General features: G+C 47.5%; 18 protein-coding genes. 14 read left to right on the plus strand and 4 right to left on the minus strand.

The annotated features are described in order from the left end of the window. The first annotated feature begins 1 nt into the window (after position 1). Positions 2-907, plus strand: a complete 906-nt coding sequence (locus PHG53_02985) for a hypothetical protein (GenBank protein MDD5380589.1) — start codon at positions 2-4, stop codon at positions 905-907. Here the strand turns inward: PHG53_02985 and PHG53_02990 are convergent. From PHG53_02990 to ilvD, 4 genes are read right to left on the minus strand one after another with little or no spacing between them, the layout of a single operon-like run. After that, positions 904-1,344, minus strand: a complete 441-nt coding sequence (locus PHG53_02990) for a YkgJ family cysteine cluster protein (protein ID MDD5380590.1) — start codon at positions 1,342-1,344, stop codon at positions 904-906. The genes PHG53_02985 and PHG53_02990 overlap by 4 nt on opposite strands. Then, positions 1,311-1,769 carry a YkgJ family cysteine cluster protein gene (locus PHG53_02995; GenBank protein MDD5380591.1) on the minus strand — a complete coding sequence of 153 codons (459 nt, stop codon included), beginning with the start codon at positions 1,767-1,769 and terminating at the stop codon, positions 1,311-1,313. The genes PHG53_02990 and PHG53_02995 overlap by 34 nt, the downstream gene beginning before the upstream one ends. 21 nt (positions 1,770-1,790) lie before the next feature. Further along, the gene (locus PHG53_03000; GenBank protein MDD5380592.1) at positions 1,791-2,132 is read right to left on the minus strand and encodes a hypothetical protein; all 342 of its coding nucleotides are present in this window, start codon (positions 2,130-2,132) and stop codon (positions 1,791-1,793) included. Between the two features lie 14 nt (positions 2,133-2,146). Next, complete coding sequence (ilvD, locus tag PHG53_03005) at positions 2,147-3,814, minus strand: dihydroxy-acid dehydratase (protein ID MDD5380593.1); 1,668 nt, start codon at positions 3,812-3,814, stop codon at positions 2,147-2,149. A 192-nt stretch (positions 3,815-4,006) separates the two neighbouring features. Between ilvD and PHG53_03010 the strand changes: the two genes are divergently transcribed. From PHG53_03010 to PHG53_03070, 13 genes are all read left to right on the plus strand, one after another. After that, the gene (locus PHG53_03010; protein ID MDD5380594.1) at positions 4,007-5,008 is read left to right on the plus strand and encodes a DUF6263 family protein; all 1,002 of its coding nucleotides are present in this window, start codon (positions 4,007-4,009) and stop codon (positions 5,006-5,008) included. Between the two features lie 61 nt (positions 5,009-5,069). Beyond that, positions 5,070-6,074: a hypothetical protein gene (locus PHG53_03015; GenBank protein MDD5380595.1), complete on the plus strand. Its 1,005-nt coding sequence runs from the start codon at positions 5,070-5,072 to the stop codon at positions 6,072-6,074. Positions 6,075-6,163: 89 nt separating this feature from the next. Beyond that, the gene (locus PHG53_03020; GenBank protein ID MDD5380596.1) at positions 6,164-6,673 is read left to right on the plus strand and encodes an HIT domain-containing protein; all 510 of its coding nucleotides are present in this window, start codon (positions 6,164-6,166) and stop codon (positions 6,671-6,673) included. 5 nt (positions 6,674-6,678) lie between these two features. Continuing rightward, positions 6,679-7,794, plus strand: coding sequence for a deoxyguanosinetriphosphate triphosphohydrolase (locus PHG53_03025; protein MDD5380597.1), 1,116 nt, complete (start codon positions 6,679-6,681; stop codon positions 7,792-7,794). Positions 7,795-7,822: 28 nt separating this feature from the next. Beyond that, entirely contained in the window at positions 7,823-8,326 is a 504-nt protein-coding gene (locus tag PHG53_03030) for a phosphatidylglycerophosphatase A (protein MDD5380598.1), read from the plus strand. Further along, a complete protein-coding gene (locus tag PHG53_03035; GenBank protein ID MDD5380599.1) occupies positions 8,326-10,806 on the plus strand; it encodes a hypothetical protein in 2,481 nt (826 codons plus the stop codon). Before PHG53_03030 ends, PHG53_03035 begins: the two co-directional genes overlap by 1 nt. A 110-nt stretch (positions 10,807-10,916) precedes the next feature. Further along, positions 10,917-11,672, plus strand: a complete 756-nt coding sequence (locus PHG53_03040; protein MDD5380600.1) for a hypothetical protein — start codon at positions 10,917-10,919, stop codon at positions 11,670-11,672. Between the two features lie 20 nt (positions 11,673-11,692). Beyond that, a complete protein-coding gene (locus PHG53_03045) occupies positions 11,693-12,172 on the plus strand; it encodes a hypothetical protein (protein ID MDD5380601.1) in 480 nt (159 codons plus the stop codon). Positions 12,173-12,287: 115 nt separating this feature from the next. Beyond that, positions 12,288-13,562 carry an adenylosuccinate synthase gene (locus PHG53_03050; protein ID MDD5380602.1) on the plus strand — a complete coding sequence of 425 codons (1,275 nt, stop codon included), beginning with the start codon at positions 12,288-12,290 and terminating at the stop codon, positions 13,560-13,562. 38 nt (positions 13,563-13,600) lie between these two features. After that, positions 13,601-14,377, plus strand: a complete 777-nt coding sequence (locus PHG53_03055) for an isoprenyl transferase (protein MDD5380603.1) — start codon at positions 13,601-13,603, stop codon at positions 14,375-14,377. Between the two features lie 33 nt (positions 14,378-14,410). Then, positions 14,411-15,271 (plus strand): phosphatidate cytidylyltransferase, encoded by an 861-nt coding sequence (locus PHG53_03060; GenBank protein ID MDD5380604.1) that lies wholly within the window; start codon positions 14,411-14,413, stop codon positions 15,269-15,271. Between the two features lie 9 nt (positions 15,272-15,280). Continuing rightward, entirely contained in the window at positions 15,281-16,240 is a 960-nt protein-coding gene (locus tag PHG53_03065; protein MDD5380605.1) for a PhoH family protein, read from the plus strand. Positions 16,241-16,285: 45 nt separating this feature from the next. Then, a complete protein-coding gene (locus PHG53_03070; protein MDD5380606.1) occupies positions 16,286-17,986 on the plus strand; it encodes an HDIG domain-containing protein in 1,701 nt (566 codons plus the stop codon). Positions 17,987-17,989: the final 3 nt, after the last annotated feature.

Raw genomic sequence — 17,989 nt, forward strand, 5'->3', positions numbered from 1 at the left:
AATGGCCGGCGATAAAAAAACAAAAGACAAAAGAATATCGTTTAAGCTCGGTACATCCAAAAGAAAAAAGTACCGAACATACAGGCCGAACTTAACGGGTGTTCTGAAAATATTCGGTGTGCTCTGCGTCTTCGCCGCGGCGGGAGTTTCTGTTTATTTTGCAGATAAATACATAAAATCAGCCAGGCCTGCCGGGACCGGCACTCTGGAACTGGTGAATGTGCCGCAGTGGGCAAGCAGTGAACTAAAGGTAAAAATTCGCGATGCCGCCGGCGGCAAAATTTTCAGGCTGGACGAAGAGGCCGCTGAGATAGTAGCGGAAAATCTGGCGTCAATCGCCTGGCTGGACGACATAAAAATACAAACTACGCACAAGCAAGTGCTCGTCAAAGCCAGGTGGCGAAAGCCAATGGCTGTAGTCAAATCAGGCTCACAAAATTTTTATGTGGATGATGAACTGGTCGTGCTCGATTTCGTGCCAATGCCTGGCCTGCCCCTCGTGAAGATAGAAGGGCTGTCGTCAAGGGTACCATCGCTGGGCGAAATCTGGCAAAGCGACGACCTCGATGCTGCTGTAACTATATTAACCAAACTCGACCAGATGGATAAATCCGTCACGCCCGGAAAACCGCTGCTTTATGAAATTGACCGTATCGACGTAAGCAATTTTAACGGCCGCAAAAACAGTCGGCTTCCGCATATTGTCCTTTACGCAAAGGACAACACCGAAATCATCTGGGGCGCCGAGTTCGGCACGTGGCAGCGATATCTGGAGACAACGGACGAGGAGAAACTGGCTAAGCTTTACACATATTTCAAAGAATACGGCTCTCTGTCAGGCGGGGTAAAATACATCAATCTGCGCGACCCGCAGGATAATATCCCCCAGCCGGCTGACAAATATTAAGCAGTCTCGAAACTATTCAGCGCAGTTGCCAGATCGGCATAGCGGTAGGGAATTTGAAATTGTTCGCAGATTGCTTTGAATTTCTTCAAGGTCCTCTCGCTCAATCCGCTTTGAAAATCAGTATCGCCCTTACAGGAGAAAATTCTGCAGCCGGCGAAACGAAATTTATATATTGTGCATTTATTGTCAATTTGGTAGGGACATCTCCCGGTTTTCATCGGCTTTAGATTTTCACCGTGCAAGTTCGCCGCAAGGAAAATCAATTCGGGCGGGGTAACAAAAAGTTTATGATCGAAACTTTCAAAATCGCAGCACTTTCCGCAGGCAATACATACTCCTGCCGACTCCCTGTGATTGTTTATTTGCGCATCAATTTCTTTGTAAATTTCAGCCACTTTCTGTATCAGGAGACTATCTTTTTTGCATTTTGCCACCATTTTTTACTATTTTTTACCTCTTTTATTTCCTCAAAACTGTACAACCTGCCCCGGTTTATACCTCTGCATCGCTGAACCGCCCTGTTCCACTCATCCGCGTTAACAAGATTTTCCGGCCAAAAAGGCCACGTTCTGCACTGGCTCGGTCGAACAGGGTAAATCATACATCTTCTCTGGCCGTCTATTCTTCGCAAAAATATGCAATCTTTGGTAGCTGACTGTTCGATAATTGTCGTCCGCAGACCCACACGCCGCAGATACTTCTGCCGTAACTGCTTAGGCTCGACTTTTAAGAAATCAGCGATGAGTTTAATCTCCGGCCGCGTCACCCAGATATAACCCTGGTTCGGCCCGGAACAGCACGCCCCGCACTGCTGACACTCAAAATGCAAACCAGCAACGTACCAAGAGGCTTTCTTTTCCATATCAGGCATGAGTTATCTTAACTACTTAAACCTAAAAAACCGAAAAGCACAAAGAGTCAGACCAACTAAAATAACAGATAAAATAATAGCTGATAAAATGACTAATAACGCTATAGCTCTTTTGCCAATAGATTTGCCTTTAACTTTTTGATAGCGAACAACAAGCACCCAAAGGCAAATCAACCAAGCAATGTCACCAATGAATACAAAGATAGTCTCCCTTGGACTGTCAGCCTTAAATGGTGTGAATAAAAACGCACATACAAAAGTGAAAAAATAACAAATAACAATTGGCCAAAAATATATCTTGAAACCATCGCTTTTAATTATGCGCTTTATCAACAATTGTTTAACCTGATTCATAACTTTTAAACAGCTTACCACTTCAAAATAGCGCCGGTATCAGCGGAGGTTGCCATCGAGGCGTATTTTGCGAGATAGCCCTTTGTTATACGCGGCTTAGGCGGCTTCCAGCTCTTTTTTCGTTCGGCAAGCTGCTTATCGGTCAATTTGACATTTATAGTATTGTTCGGAATGTCGATTTCGATAATGTCGCCATTCTTTAACAAGCCAATCGGGCCGCCCACCGCTGCCTCCGGGCTGATATGTCCGATGCATGCGCCTTTTGTTCCGCCGCTGAACCTGCCGTCCGTAATCAAGGCGACCGACTCGCCTAACCCAGCGCCTATGACGTAGCTTGTGGGGCTTAACATTTCGACCATACCCGGTCCGCCCCTCGGGCCTTCATTGCGAATTACAATGACATCCCCTGCTTTTGCCTTGCCGGCCAAAATGCCTTCGCAGGCATCTTCCTGGCTCTCGAAAACGACCGCTGGGCCGGTGTGCGTCAGCATCTTTTCGGCGACTCCCGCTGTTTTTACCACGCCGCCATTCGGGGCGATATTGCCTTTAAGGATGGCCAAGCCGCCTGTCTTCGAATAGGGATTATCCAGTGTGTGAATACAATCCGTGTTTTTGATTTCGGCGCCCGCGATATTTTCACCGAGCGTTTTTCCTGTAACGGTGGGACAATTCAGATTAAGCAGCCCTTCGATTTTGCTTATTTCCTTAAGTATCGCGCTTACGCCGCCGGCTTTGTCAACGTCTTCGACGTGCCAACTGCTCGAAGGAGACACCTTGCAGATATTCGGGCACTTTTTGGAAACGGCATTAATACGTTCAAGGTCATATTTGATGCCGGCCTCGTTAGCAACAGCTAAGCCATGCAGGACGGTATTTGTCGAGCCGCCCATCGCCATATCCAGAGCGTAGGCGTTGTCCAGAGATTTGTCTGTGATTATATCGAGCGGCTTAATATCTTTTTCGATGAGCGTCAGAATTTGTTTACCCGCCTGTTTATAAAGCTCCTGACGTTTCGGATTAACCGCCAGGACAGTTCCGTTGCCCGGCAGGGCCATTCCGACAGCTTCGCAGAGACAATTCATCGAATTGGCGGTGAACATTCCAGAACAGCTCCCCTGCGAAGGACAAGCTGCGCATTCAAGCTCTGTTAACTGTTCCTCGGTAATTTTTCCAGCATTGAATCCGGCAACACCTTCAAATATGCTGATAAGGTCGATGGGTTTTCCATCTTTTGTTTTGCCGGCTGCCATAGGCCCGCCGGAGACAAAAATCGTCGGGATATTCAGCCTGACCGCAGCCATAAGCATACCCGGAACAATTTTGTCGCAGTTGGGAATACAAACCAGGCCATCAAGGCAATGGGCCTGCACCATAGTCTCGACTGAATCGGCGATAATCTCGCGGGAGGCCAGCGAATATCTCATACCCGTATGTGCCATAGCGATACCATCGCAGACCGCTATGGTGTTAAATTCGAAAGGTGTTCCACCTGCCTGGCGAACCGCATCCTTGACAATCTGAGCCACCTTATTAAGGTGAACGTGGCCCGGCACTATCTCACAAAAGCTGTTGGCAATACCGATGAAGGGCTTATTTATATCGGCATCAGTCAATCCGCAGGCATGAAGCAAGCCCCTGTGAGGCGCCCGCTGGAAACCTTTTTTAACCGTGTCACTTCTCATAATCCAGCTTCTCCTAAAAAATCCATAAATTACCCGAAAGCCCGAAAATGCAATTTTAACCGCTAACCGCAGACATATAAAGAAAAATCAGTTGCCTTTGGCATGGCAAAACGTATAATTGCAACTTGAACAGGTCCCAAGTTTACAGGACCCCGATTCGGCATAAAAACAAAATTTCTAAGGAGACCAACAATGAGACAAGTCAAAATCTCCAGATGGCTGGCAAGTATAACAGTTTGTTCACTTCTTCTGGCAGCAGGATGTGCCCCTGCCGGTAAAGAAGCCGCTAAACCCAAGGTCAAATCCGGAAAGGTCGCCACTATTGCGCTGAAGTTCAGCCCCGGAGATTTAACAACTTATAAGGTAATAAACGAGGTAGAACGTAGCATTAAATGGGAAGGAAGCGTACCAGATGAATCCATCTTCAAGGGCGGCCGCAACTACGATAAACAGGAAATGATCTTCGCACAGGAAATACAAAGCATCGACGATAAAGGCAATGCTATCGCAAAAATTACAATCAAAGAGATAAAATATTCTTCTATAGTTAAAGACAGTTCCGTTTTCGAGTTTGACACCGCCAATCCAACAGACCCACAACACCCGCTGGCACTGTTAATCGGGCAGAGCTATACCATAAAAATCGCTCCTTCTGGTGAAGTTATAGAAGTTATTGACATAAAAGAGGCAAACGCTGCGTCCAGGAAAGGTTCCGTACCCCCGAGGATAGCTTCGAGAATGCTTAGCAAGGAAGCAATTAAGGAACGGCATGGAAACCTGGTTCTGCCGAATACCGACAAAAACCAATTACAGACAGGTGACAATTGGAGCATCACGAAGGCTTTTTCCTTCGGTATGATGGGGGCGGAATCATATGAAAAAATTTATACACTAAATCAAATCAAAAGCCAGGATAAGCGGCAGGTTGCCGTCATAAAGATGAATGCTATTCCCGCCTCAGAAACGTCAAAAGGACATGAAGCCAAGTTTTTAGAAAGGTCCGACAATACCAAAACGTATGCCGGTGAGCTGGAATTGGATTTAACTGCCGGCAAAGTCAAGAAATACTATGAAAAACTACAGCAGGAATGGACTACTGACTTTCCTTCCGGACAAGCAACAGAAACAGACCAAGAGCCTGTTATCTTGACAATGAGCGCAACTCGTTTCTACAGCCTCGAAAAAATTGATTAGAAACGGTTCATAGTTCGAAGCCGCTGCTGCCTGCTATGAACTCAATTAGTAAGGAGCAAAATTGAAAACCGTATTAAATCTTTTCACTATTATCTTCCTGATTGCCCTTGCGGGATGCGAGCCGGGAGCCGAGGGTAAAAAACCGTTAACCGGAAAACGAAACCTGATAACTGTAAATTTCCAAGAGGGCCAGACTCTGCAGTACAAGTTCTCCTCCAGCAGAGATATTGAGGTTGACTGGGGACAGATAAAAAGCGGCTCTAAATCTAAACCAGGCAAGCACAAGGTCGATAAATCCTCCGAGTCAATGGATATGGTCGTTGCTTATACGCCAGTTAAAATAGACCCTCACGGCCCTACAACCATAAATGCAACATGCAATTCGGTAAGCGTCAAGCGAACTTCACCAGGACGGCAAGGCACAGGCAGAGACGCCGTCGAAACTCTTCGAGGGGCAAGTTTCACGTTCACCGTCGAGCCTACGGGCAGAATTGAGGACTATTCACAATTAGAGAAGTTAATTAAAGAGACCGGCGAGAGAGCCTTCCGGCCGAAAGATACAGACGGCAGGGTTAAAGAGCCCGATATGATAGCAGATTTCATCGCCACACAATGGTTCCTGTGGGATTCGATTTCCAGTATAAAAAAACCGTCAAAGGGAGTCTACGCAGGTCAGAGCTGGAACTCTAAATTGTCTGTTCCAACCCCGATGGTAACACGAAAAGCAAGGGACGTTATCTATACTCTCGATGAAATTCGCCAAACTGAAAAAGGGCAACTCGCCGTGATACGGAGTTCCTATTCGCCTGCCGATTCGGCCCCGGAGAACTGGCCAAAACCTTACTCCGGCAGATTCCAAATGAGCGGCAGATTCGGTTTCCTAAGGGGTTACAGGCTCCTGGATTTGCAGGGTCAAGGCGAGGAGCTGTTCAATATAGATACAGGCCAAACAGAACGATACAATCAACAGTATCAGGCAAAAGTAGAGGCTTCTTTACCAATAGATATCGGCCCAAAGCCACTGATAACTATCAAGCAAAATTTAATAATGGAGCTTCTTAAATGATTGGCGATTGGTAAATGGTTATGGGCAAATAAATTCACCGCTTGCCGATTACCATTTAACCAATCACCACCATTGGAGGTAATCGCAGATTGGAACACGAAAATCTCTGGGCGCCATGGCGGGTCGAATACATCCAGGGCCTTAGCAAAAGCAGTGACTGTTTTATCTGTCATGATTTGGGCAAGCCGCAGGATGATGATAAAAACCTGGTGTTATGGCGCTCAGACAAAAGTATCGTAGTGCTGAATCGCTTTCCCTATAATAACGGCCATTTACTGATAGCCCCAGCCCGGCATATCCCCGACATCGAGCAGGCAAGCGACGAAGAGCTGCTGGAATTGACCAGATTAATCAGGGAATCGAAAAAGGCCCTTTCACTGGCGATAAAACCACACGGCTTCAATGTCGGAATGAATTTTGGCAGGTGTGCCGGAGCGGGATTGCCCGAGCATTTTCATATCCACATCGTCCCGCGATGGGATGGGGACACTAATTTTATGAGCGTCTGCACAAACACCAATGTTATCAGCCAAAGCCTGACCGAACTTCTGGAGCAATTAAAGCAGATAAGTAAAGAGCATAACCTTCCAGCTTTATAAAAAATATGCCTGAAGAATTAGTCTGCTACGCCGTCTCTGAAACCCGCAGCCGCGGCCGGAAGTTCCCGGAAAAGCCGCATCCCTACCGCACAGACTTTGAACGTGACCGCGACCGTATAATCCACTGCTCGGCATTTCGCCGGCTGGAAGGCAAAACTCAGGTGTTCACCCCGGGCCTTGACGACTATTATCGCACACGCCTTACACACAGCATCGAAGTGGCGCAAATAGGAAGGACCATAGCAAAGGAGCTTCGGTTAAATATTAATTTGACCGAGGCAATATGCCTGGCACACGATTTGGGACACTCGCCCTTCGGACACGCCGGCGAAAAAACCCTCAACCGTTTAATGGCTGATTTCGGAGGATTCGAGCATAATCTGCAGGCGCTGCGCATTGTCGATTTGCTCGAACATCTGTATCCGGATTTCCCCGGCCTGAACCTGATGTACGAAACCAGACTGGGACTGGCCAAACATCGAAGCCCTTATGACAACCCCAAGGACGATACCTTTGCCGAGCCTAACTGTTCTCTTGAAGGACAGGTCGCAGACATCGCCGACCGAATCGCGGTAAACTCTCACGACCTCGAAGACGGCATGCGGGCAGGCCTGATTCACCGCGAGCAGTTAAAAAACGTTGAAATATTCACAGAAGCACAAAACCGAATAAACGCCGAAGAGATGGAAGACCCGGTAGTCCAAAAAACAAGGACCGCAAAAGCAATTATCGATATTCTTGTCGGCGACTGCATCGATGTGAGTAAAAAAACTATCGCTGGCGTAAATCCGAAAACCGTTGACGAGGTTGCTCACCGCAGCGAAAATTTAATCACGCTTTCAGATGAAAGTAACGCCAGGCTTGCCGTGCTGGAAAAATTTTTACTGCAGAACTTTTATCAACATAAGACCGTAACACAAACAGCAAAGCAAATTGAAGACTGGCTCCAGCAGCTTTTTGAGGAGTTTTGCCGCAGGGGAGAGCTGATGCCGGGCTACTTCCAAAAATTGATACCGAGGGAAAGTTTGCAGCGGACGGTATGCGATTACATTGCGGGTATGACCGATAGATTCTGCCTTAAATGTCTGGAAAATCCGGCTGAAACTGTCGATAATCTTTGACTTAACTTAAACCTTCGGCTAACTTTCTATGATTATGAAAAGATTGCTTACATCATGTTTTGGTCTTGGCCGGCTGCCCGTTGCTCCGGGAACATGGGGCTCACTTCCGTCGGTGATGCTCTTTGTCCTTATGTCTTACTTTGAGTTTTCGTCCCTCGAAATATCAATCATAATGGCGGTTTTGGCCCTGATTGGTTCCATTATCTGTATCAAATTTGCTCCCGCCATAATCGCAGCAACAAATAAAACCGACCCTTCGGAAATAGTCGCCGATGAATTTTCCGGCCAGGCTGTTACGTTTTTATTCATCGCAGCGGCCCCAATCAAAAACATTTGGGTCGCCGGATTGCTCGGCTTTTTTCTCTTCAGGTTTTTTGACATTCTTAAACCCTGGCCAATCCGAAAACTTGAGAAACTTCCCAAAGGATGGGGAATCCTCGCAGACGATTTATTAGCAGGGGTATTTGCAGGAATTGTCTCGCTTGTTTGTCTTGTTTTATGGAGTAATTGGAACTTGCCAGGAGAGCACTGATGTCGGCAGAATATTCCGTAAAAACTTGTATAGACCTGGATAGACAATGCCGTCTCGCGGGCTTGCATCGTCCGATTCGGGTTGCTCGTTACGAAAGCGGCACCGAATTGGTCTATGACGTTACAGAAATTACAAAAGCAAACTCGGCGAAAGTGCGTCTGGTCGTGGATGACTTTGTAGGCGGAGGATTCGCAGGACAGGTTTATAAGATAAAAATATTAAATATTGAAGGCGGACCGATAGAAGGCCTTAAGGTTGCCGGCGTTTACGCTATGAAGATTCTTGTTCCGCCTTCGGGATTTTCATGCCTGTTTCGTAATGTGCTTTACTGGATCGGTTTCCAAGGACCGTTCCAGCTTCAGGTAAACCCGGCGGCAACCAGAGCCGGCTCCATTTGGCAGAAATTTATACGGCGCGGCGCACAAATCAAATTCGGCAATGAAACAACCGTGGCGGACATTTACGCAACACTTGTCGACAACACGCTCGGCAGCTGCGGTGAATTGAGAGAATGGGTCGATGGGCGCACCTGGCGGCTGGAGGTCGATGACCGGTTGGACCTGTTGAAGCAATGGCGCAGGGGTAAGGCAACCGACCAGCAGCAACTCGGTTCGCCCGAATATCGTGCAAAGAAACTGTTTATGAAGGAATTCGTCGCCCTGCTGCACGAAATGGGAGCGTATGAGTTTGCCAGGCAATACGAGTGGTCAACCTGTAAAAGCCAGCCGAATTGTCTAAAACGCAAAGATACTGAAGATAATCCATCTGCCGGACTGGTGGCTGTCGATTTCAGAGCAGGACTTGCCCTGCTTCCATTTTTACCGATGAGCCCGGGAGATTTTAAGCTGATAGCCAAAGGTGCCATGCGCGGCTCCCTCGTGCAATTTGACCGCGGCGATATAGACAAACTCGAGACTTTCGTCAAAACACACAGCGATGAGTTCGCAGATATGCGTGATATGCTCGATACCTTGAGGGCAGATGAACAGGTATATCGGGATTCGCTCCCGGATATTACACATAATCACATTCGGCTGTTCTACAGCCGAAAATTATGGTCGACGATTTTTGATAGTGCAGTAACCGGCTGGAAAGTGCGGAATTTAGTCGATGAAGAACACGAGCAAAAGCTGCGCAACAGCAAAATACTGACGCTGCTGTTTTTTGTGATTGGGATAATACCGTTTTTTGGCCGGCTCATTCGGCGGCTCTGGGCACAGCCGAATTGGCGCAAACACTATAAAGCAATATTAACAAGCTGGGGATACCTGCTAAGGGCGTTCCGAACAAAAATTACCGAGAAAGCTATTGTATGGCACAGGGCGGGACGGATTAGCTCAAAGCAGGCGCTCAAGCTGGCAGAGCAGCCCTGGCGATATTTTTGTCACCTGCCTTTTTTGATTTTGATTTTCCCGGGCTTGCACAGATTTTTAACTGACTGGGCGTTCTTTAAGGATAAGCTTCACTTTCTCTTCGTCCGGCCTATAAAGCTTTATTTTAGCGCCGAACTTCGTGAAAAATGGCTGCTGGATATGGTCAAGGAGGGCAAAAAAAAGCATATTCTGACCGACCAGGATGCGAACACTATACTTTCCCAGCTGCATGAGCCATACATCCAGCGATACCTTGTTAGTTTAGTCGTACACCTTATGACATTACCCCTCACCCAGATTGTCTCGGGGATTTTAGCGTGGATATATTGGCGAAAAACCGGTGATGAGCTCGGAGCAGGCGGAATACTTGTGCTATTCCAGGTAATCCCGATTTCGCCCGGCTCTCTTGCCAGAGGCCTTTACGCGGTAGGAATCGCGATTTACGACCGCAGCTTTAAAGACTATAACATCGCTGTATTTCTAAGCTTCCTCAAATACGTTGGCTATTTAGCATTTCCTATTCAGATGACATATCGCTATCCTGCTCTCGCGCGGTTTATGGCGGCCCATTGGGCAACGGATGCCGTTCATATTGTACCAGTCTTCGGCGAGGCAGGTGCACTGCTGGAGCACTGGGTATTTTGCCTGTTTTACAATTGGCCTTTGACAATACGGCGCAGAATGCGCAGGCGGGCACAGGTTCAGGCGTCGATGAAGCCGAGATATTGGCATGTTGGTTTGTATGCACTCGCAGCAGCATTGATATTTGGAATTGCCGACTTTACTTATCTTAGAAGCACGGGAGAATTGCCAAACTTGAAAGATATCTGGTGGCTTGCTGTAACAGTGCCTTTGCTTTGCGGGATAGGTACAACCCTCGGCTGCCGGGGGGCGGCTTTGTGGAAGCGAATTATCGCTGCCGTTTTCTGCGGCATAGCGGTTGGCATACTATACACGATATTTTCCGCAATATTGAGCCGTACCAGCGGAATTGCCGCTGATAACCATATAATAATTTGTATGTGGCGGATGTTTGCTTTTGCGGTTTTTTCAACCATTGGAGCATTGATTACTGAGCTCAGCCTGCCCGAGCCGGATTTAAAATAATTCCGGCCTGTCTCGTGTTTTTTCTCTTGAGATAAGCTTAAATTTATGCAACAATTGTTAGACGATCTGAGTTTTTTGAATATGTCATCTTGTTAAGGATTTTTCCAATTATGTCGAACAGTTACAGTTCTCTCTGCGACGATTTTTATCTCGATATGCATCTCAACACCAAGCTGCCCCTGCCGAGGCAGCGCGATACCATCTTGGCCTTTTTCGAACGGATACAAAAGCAATTCCCATCTATGGGCCGTTTCTTCCGAAACAAAAACCAATACTGCCTGGAAGAAGATTGCGCCGCCGGCCAATACCGCTGGATTACTCTCGAAACAGACCGTATCAGCTCTGGGGTGGCCAATCCTTCAAGTTTTGAAGATGCTTACAACCAGGACAAATTAGTAATCGAACTGGCGCCGTATATGCTCAGCGTAAATCATCTCGATATCGATTCGCTGGACGTTACTTTCGCTATGGATTTTGATTATGCGGGCAGCCACGATGAGGTTATTGCCGAAGCGCTGTTAGGCTCAACCGCCTTCAACTGCCTTCTGGACTTACCGGCAGCCAAGCCTATTGTGTTTTCCCCCACGGTGGTGGTAGCCCTGTCCGATGACTGCCTTACACAATGTAGAATCAACATAGAATCAAAAACAAGTATTTATGAACCAGGGGAAAAAAGGCAGGTTGAAGATGAGGCTATAAATTTGTCCTTTACAATCCGTCAATACCCGTCGAGCACGGAAAAATTTGATGCGCTAAAATCCTTTGAAAATCAATGTCGGCTGGCTGAAGAACTAATGGCTGAAAAAATAGTCTCGAACTTTGTTCAGCCGCTGATTAACGTAATCGCTCAAAAACGGTCAACTTAGACCGAAGAAAGGATATTAGAATGGCTATCGAAGCGCCCGTAAGCAAATACAGAAAGAACAACCTCAAAATCTACACCGCCGCCTGCATTGTCTTCGCGGTTATTTTCGCCTATGACGGCTATTTCAGTAAATACGAATGGTCGCATCGCCGCAGTTTCTATGAAAAGCACACCAAAGACGGCCGGCCCGACGATACAATGAAATTCAACCATGGAGCCCCTATCTTTCTTGCTGCTCTCGCCGCTGCCCTGATGGGGCGGTTAGGAACGCTCAAAAACAAAAAGCTCTTGGCTGATGAAACCGAGCTTATCATCAGTAACAAAGAGAAAATTTCCTATGATTCCATACAAAAAATAGATAAAACCAGCTTTGACTCGAAAGGCTTCTTTCTTATCACATATAAAAATAAAGACGGTAGCGAAGTTAATCACAAAATAAGTGATAAAGCCTATGATAACCTGGCAGCCGTCCTGGATAAACTCGTAGCAAAAATTAGTTGAAATTGCCGAGAAAAAATCTAAAATGTAATCGGTTAACCGCAATAGACTATATTATTGAACTGTTGCGGTTTATTTTTGGGGGCCACAGGAAACAAATTTTGAAAAGTGGATGCGAATGAACTCTTGTATTGTCGGATTGCAATGGGGCGACGAGGGCAAAGGCAAGGTTATTGATATACTTGCCGAACAAAGCGACATCGTTGTCAGATATAACGGAGGCGCCAATGCCGGCCACACCGTTGTCATAGATGGCAACAAATTCGCCCTGCACCTGCTGCCCAGCGGGTCGATTCGGCCGAATATTGTCTGCGTAATCACAAATGCCGTCGTGGTTGACCCGGACACGCTTTTGCAGGAAATCGAGACGCTGGCCCAAAAAGGTATTACGTTAAAGGGCCGCCTCTTTATAAGTGAAAATGCCCACGTCGTTTTGGATTATCATAAAAAAGAAGACAAGCTGCGCGAAGAGTCCCTCGGCAAAGACAAAATCGGCACAACAATCAGGGGTATTGGCCCTTGTTATGCAGATAAAGTCGGCAGAAGCTACGCCGTGCGAATGGGCGACTTAAGAGACCTCAAAAAACTCAAAGCCCATCTGCAAACCATCATCGAATACAAAAACAAAGTCTTTACGGCCCTTTACAACGCTGAGCCGATAAGCGCCGATGAAATTTTCGAAAAATGCAAAGCTCACGCTGATAAACTCACCCCTTTTATAACTGATACGACCGAATTTCTGCACAAATCAATTGCCGATGGCAAATCCATCCTTTTTGAAGGCGCTCAGGGGTCGATGTTAGACCTCGATCACGGCACTTTTCCGTATGTAACCAGCTCAAATTCAAGTGCGCTCGGCATGTCAGTCTGCAGCGGCGTGCCGGCCAAGATGGTTGATAAATTCATCGGCGTAGTCAAGGCCTACACAACAAGGGTCGGCGCCGGGCCTTTTCCTACGGAATTGGATAACGAAGTCGGTCAATATATCCGCGACAAAGGACACGAATATGGCACCACCACAGGCCGGCCCCGCAGATGCGGCTGGTTCGATGCCGTGGTAGTATCCTACGCCGCAACCATAGGCGCTATCGATTCCATAGCATTGATGCATCTCGACACCCTCACCGGCTTAAAAGAAATAAATATCTGCAGGGCTTATAAAATTAACGGCAAAGAAACCACCTTCTTCCCTGCAAATATAGACAGACTCTCACAGGCAACTCCTATTTATGAAACTGTCCCCGGCTGGGACATAGCCCTTGGCGAGGTAACCGATTTCGATAATCTTCCCGCTAACGCCAAAAACTTTATTCGCCTTATCGAGGAAATAGTAAAAGTGCCCATCACAATGATTGGAATTGGACCGGAACGAAAACAAACAATATTCAGATAATTTCAGCAGATAGCGGGCAGGCTAAACGCCGCGCATTTATGAAAGACTCCGAAGAAAAACTTGAAAAAACCGCTAAACGCCTTGGACTGACAACTGAACAGATGCCCCGTAATATCGCCATAATCATGGACGGCAATGGCCGATGGGCGGAGAAAAAAAATCTGCCTCGGGCCGAAGGGCATCGCCAGGGCGCCAAAACTGTCGAAAAAGTGGCCCAGTACTGCGTCGACTTCGGCATTGAATCTTTGACCCTGTATTCTTTCAGCATAGAAAACTGGAAAAGACCCAAAACAGAAGTCAATTCCCTCATGCACCTCTACTCTCAATACCTCGCAGGGATTCGTCCCACGCTTATGAAAAACAACGTCAAACTGGTTCATCTCGGCAGAGTAGCTCAACTGCCCTTTGAGGTAAAAAAAGAACTTGCGGAAACTATAGAATTGACCGGCGCCAACACCGGTATGATACTTGCCCTGGCGCTAAACTACGGCGGCAGAATCGAGATAATAGATGCAGCAAAAAAAATCGCCCAGGAATACAAAGACGGGCAGCTCGGCCTCGAAAACATTGATGAACAGTGTATAACCCGGCACCTATACACCGCCGGCCTGGCAGAGCCGGATCTTTTAATACGCACCGCAAACGAAATGAGAATCAGCAATTTCCTGCTCTGGCAAATCTCGTACAGCGAATTCTATGTAACAAAAACTCTCTGGCCGGATTTCAAAAAGTCAGATTTGGAAAAGGCAATACTCGCTTACGCAAAACGGAACCGGCGTTTCGGCGATATCAAACTGCAGCCCCAAAGCATTTAATAGTATTAGGCGGTTTAACCAGCCGTTACAGCTATGCTAAAATATAGATTGGTTTTCGGTACTCTAATGACGGCGTTTTTTGCCGCCCTAGTCATTTTCGACAGCTGGATGGACGGCACCATGACAGCCTCAGCTGCCGATGACAAACAGGTGCAGGGAACACTTGTTTGCATCCTCCTTGCCTTGTTGCTAATCCCCACTCAGATGGAGCTGTCAAAACTCGCCGCGACAAAAAATTTAAAGATTTTCACACCCCTCGCAATCATCGCATCGATTTTATTCGTAACCACCTGGTACTGGCCGCGGCTCTTCGAAATTTCACCGGGGATTTACCTGTCTTTCGTGTCGGCATTTTCGCTGTTAGGATTGTTCTTATATCAATATTTCCGCTACGGCACTTCGGAAGTACTGGCCAATTGCGGAGTAAGCTATTTTTCCATTATTTATCTCGGGCTTTTAGGCTCTTTCGCGCTCGGCGTGCGGATTGACTTCGGCCCCTGGGCATTGCTGATGTATATCTTTGTTGTAAAGTCCGCTGACATAGGAGCTTACTCAATCGGAAGCATTTTTGGCAGGCACAAATTCTCGCCTGTAATTAGCCCGGGCAAAAGCTGGGAAGGCATGGCCGGCGCCGTAGCAGCCGCAATTATAGTCGCTATTCTCTTTGCCGTGATTTGTGATATAATGGCCTGGTGGTTAGCCGTAATTTTCGGCTTCTGTTTTGCTTTTATCGGCCAAATGGGCGATTTGGCCGAGTCTATGATAAAGCGGGACGCCAAACAAAAAGATTCTGCAAGTATGGTGCCAGGCTTCGGCGGATTACTGGACATCCTCGACTCACTGCTGCCGGCGGCGCCGTTTGCGTATTTGTTTTTTATGTTCAGCTCACGATAGAGGAAAATTTTGGAAGTTACCATACAATTAGAGCAAACCGGCAAGCAGCTTGAGCTGTTCGGTCCTGCCGACAGTCATCTTCGTCTTTTGCGCCAGTCCCTCGGCGTCCAGATTACCGCCCGCCAGTCAAATTTAATAATCACAGGTAAATCCGAAAACGTGAACAGGGCCGCCGAAATTATAGACAAAATGGAAAAACATTTAATCAAACGCGGCTCACTCACCAACGCCGATATAAACACCCTGCTCGCCGCTAAGGACGATTTGACCATAACTGCCGAGACCAGCGAGGCCATTACGGTGTATTCCCGCAAAAAAATTATTGAGCCTTCTACGAAAGGACAGCTAAAATACGTCGAAACAATGCTGGCCAACGACCTTACATTTTGCATAGGACCCGCCGGAACAGGTAAAACATATCTGGCCGTCGCAATTGCCGTCTCGATGCTTAGAAAAAAGCAAATCAGGAAAATAATCCTCGCCCGCCCCGCTGTGGAAGCCGGTGAAAAACTCGGCTTCCTGCCAGGCGACCTGCAGGCAAAGGTAAATCCGTATCTTCGCCCGCTCTTCGACGCGCTTGAAGATATGATGGATTTCGACCAGATGAAGAAATTTATGGAGATGGACATCATCGAAATCATTCCGCTTGCCTTTATGCGGGGCAGAACTCTGAACGAAGCCGTCATAATCTGCGATGAAGCACAAAACACTTCACCCCTGCAGATGCTGATGGTCCTGACCAGATTAGGCCACGGCTCCAAAATGATAATAACAGGCGACATAACCCAAATCGACCTGAACATCGGCCAGGAAAGCGGGATGATTGAAGCCTTCGAAACGCTGCGGCGAATCAAAGGTATAGGGTTTGCAGAGCTGACACAGAAAGATATTGTGCGGCACCGCCTGGTTCAAAATATCGTGCAGGCCTACGAAAAAAAAGCAAAAGCCATGAGACAAAGCGAAAAATAGCCCAACTTTTTTCACAATCTTATATAAGGAAAGTAAAATAAACTAATGTGGTTTTTGAAAAAAACAAGTCCGCGGCGAAGTCAGGTACGCGAAAAGAAAACTATCGAGCGGCTTTCGCAAATAAATCAGCTCGCCAGCACCGACCATCTGATTTCAGCATTGTTAGTGCTTCTTTTTGCCGTCTTTTTCACCATTATTATCTCGCTCGAACTAATCCTGCAGACCAGCTACCTCGATATGATACCCAGGGCCGTCATAGCAATGCTGCTTTCTCTCGGCGCGGCTTTCTATATCCATCACTACCAAAAACGGCTAATAAAAAACCATACCAGGGCCGTGGTTCTGGCAGGTCTGTTTATCATATTGTCAGCCACAACCAAACTCGGCCTGTTTATATCACATCAACCCTCGTGGGCCACCGGAACCGCCATCACGGCTGCCATCATTTTGGCAATTGCTTATGACCAGCGATTTGCAATAGGAATGAGTATATTCTATTGTTTCCTTGCCTATTTCGCCGCAAGACCTACGTCAAATATCAATCTCTTTCTGACAATGACTGCCGGCGCTTTCACCTGCTGTTTATTCTTAAAAGAAATCCGCACAAGGATGAGGCTGCTTGAGGTCACTGTTTTGGCGGCGGCAATAGTGTTCGTAACATCGGCTTCGCTGGACGCTTTTGCCGAAAACCCTCAGGTTGGTATTATTCTAGGCAGCGCAGGCCGACACGCTGGCATTACGCTCGTGGTCGGCGTGCTCATACAGGGTTTGCTGCCGATCATAGAAAAAATCTTTCGTATAGCGACAAGTATGACGCTGCTGGACTACAGCGATGCGAACCAGCTGCTGCTGAAAAGACTCGCCATGGAAGCGCCAGGCACGTTCAGCCATAGTTTGTTAGTAGGTTCCATCGCTGAAGCTGCCGCAGAGGCGGTAGGCCGCAACGGCCTTTTGTGCAGGGTCGGAGCCTACTACCACGATATCGGAAAAATCAACAAGCCCGCCTACTTCGCCGAAAACGAGACGGCTTCTATGAGCCGCCACAAAGAGCTCTCACCCGCAATGAGCCAGTTAATTATCGTGGGCCACGTAAAAGACGGAATAGAAATGGCAAGGGAATACAACCTGCCTGCGGTGCTGCGGCAATTTATCGAAACGCACCATGGCACAACACTGATTGAATATTTCTACAACGAAGCCAGAAAGAAACACGATGAAAATGACTCTGATGGGTCTCCCGGTCCTTCTGAAAGCGAATTTAGATACGCCGGCCCAAAGCCGCGAACAAAAGAAGCCGCCATCGTAATGTTGGCCGATGCCGTCGAAGGCGCCGTCAGGGCACTGCCCGAAGTAATCCCGACAAGAATTGAAGCCACCATACACAATATGGCTATGAAACGCCTGCAGGACGGCCAATTCGATGAATGCGAGCTGTCCCTGCGCGAGCTTAGCCTGATAGAGGCAAGTATGGCTAAAACTCTCGCCGCGCATTATCACGGCCGAGTCGCATATCCAAAGCTGACACCCATCCCCAAACAGCAGGCAAATCGTTCCGCGAAATCGCCGGAATCGCAAAACGCAAAGCCGCAGAATAATCACAAAACCGAAAACCCTGAAGAAACACGCGAGGAATTACAACTCGAACCAGATGAGCAAATACCGCAGCAGCCCGAGCCTGATTTGCCCCTCGAGCAGGACCAGAGCGAGCCGGATAAGAGCGAGCAAACCGAGCAGGAAACCGATTGAAAA

The sequence above is a fragment of the Phycisphaerae bacterium genome, assembly GCA_028714855.1.
Taxonomy (GTDB): Bacteria; Planctomycetota; Phycisphaerae; order Sedimentisphaerales; family Anaerobacaceae; genus CAIYOL01.

Coding starts and splice junctions, on each gene's coding strand:
- PHG53_03070 (MDD5380606.1), top strand. CDS start 16,286: ATGTGGTTTTTGAAAAAAACAAGTCCGCGGCGAAGTCAGGTACGCGAA.
- PHG53_02990 (MDD5380590.1), bottom strand. CDS start 1,344: ATGGTGGCAAAATGCAAAAAAGATAGTCTCCTGATACAGAAAGTGGCT.
- PHG53_03050 (MDD5380602.1), top strand. CDS start 12,288: ATGAACTCTTGTATTGTCGGATTGCAATGGGGCGACGAGGGCAAAGGC.
- PHG53_03045 (MDD5380601.1), top strand. CDS start 11,693: ATGGCTATCGAAGCGCCCGTAAGCAAATACAGAAAGAACAACCTCAAA.
- PHG53_03010 (MDD5380594.1), top strand. CDS start 4,007: ATGAGACAAGTCAAAATCTCCAGATGGCTGGCAAGTATAACAGTTTGT.
- PHG53_03035 (MDD5380599.1), top strand. CDS start 8,326: ATGTCGGCAGAATATTCCGTAAAAACTTGTATAGACCTGGATAGACAA.
- PHG53_03025 (MDD5380597.1), top strand. CDS start 6,679: ATGCCTGAAGAATTAGTCTGCTACGCCGTCTCTGAAACCCGCAGCCGC.
- PHG53_03055 (MDD5380603.1), top strand. CDS start 13,601: ATGAAAGACTCCGAAGAAAAACTTGAAAAAACCGCTAAACGCCTTGGA.
- PHG53_03060 (MDD5380604.1), top strand. CDS start 14,411: ATGCTAAAATATAGATTGGTTTTCGGTACTCTAATGACGGCGTTTTTT.
- PHG53_03000 (MDD5380592.1), bottom strand. CDS start 2,132: ATGAATCAGGTTAAACAATTGTTGATAAAGCGCATAATTAAAAGCGAT.
- PHG53_03030 (MDD5380598.1), top strand. CDS start 7,823: ATGATTATGAAAAGATTGCTTACATCATGTTTTGGTCTTGGCCGGCTG.
- PHG53_02985 (MDD5380589.1), top strand. CDS start 2: ATGGCCGGCGATAAAAAAACAAAAGACAAAAGAATATCGTTTAAGCTC.
- PHG53_03040 (MDD5380600.1), top strand. CDS start 10,917: ATGTCGAACAGTTACAGTTCTCTCTGCGACGATTTTTATCTCGATATG.
- ilvD (MDD5380593.1), bottom strand. CDS start 3,814: ATGAGAAGTGACACGGTTAAAAAAGGTTTCCAGCGGGCGCCTCACAGG.
- PHG53_02995 (MDD5380591.1), bottom strand. CDS start 1,769: ATGGAAAAGAAAGCCTCTTGGTACGTTGCTGGTTTGCATTTTGAGTGT.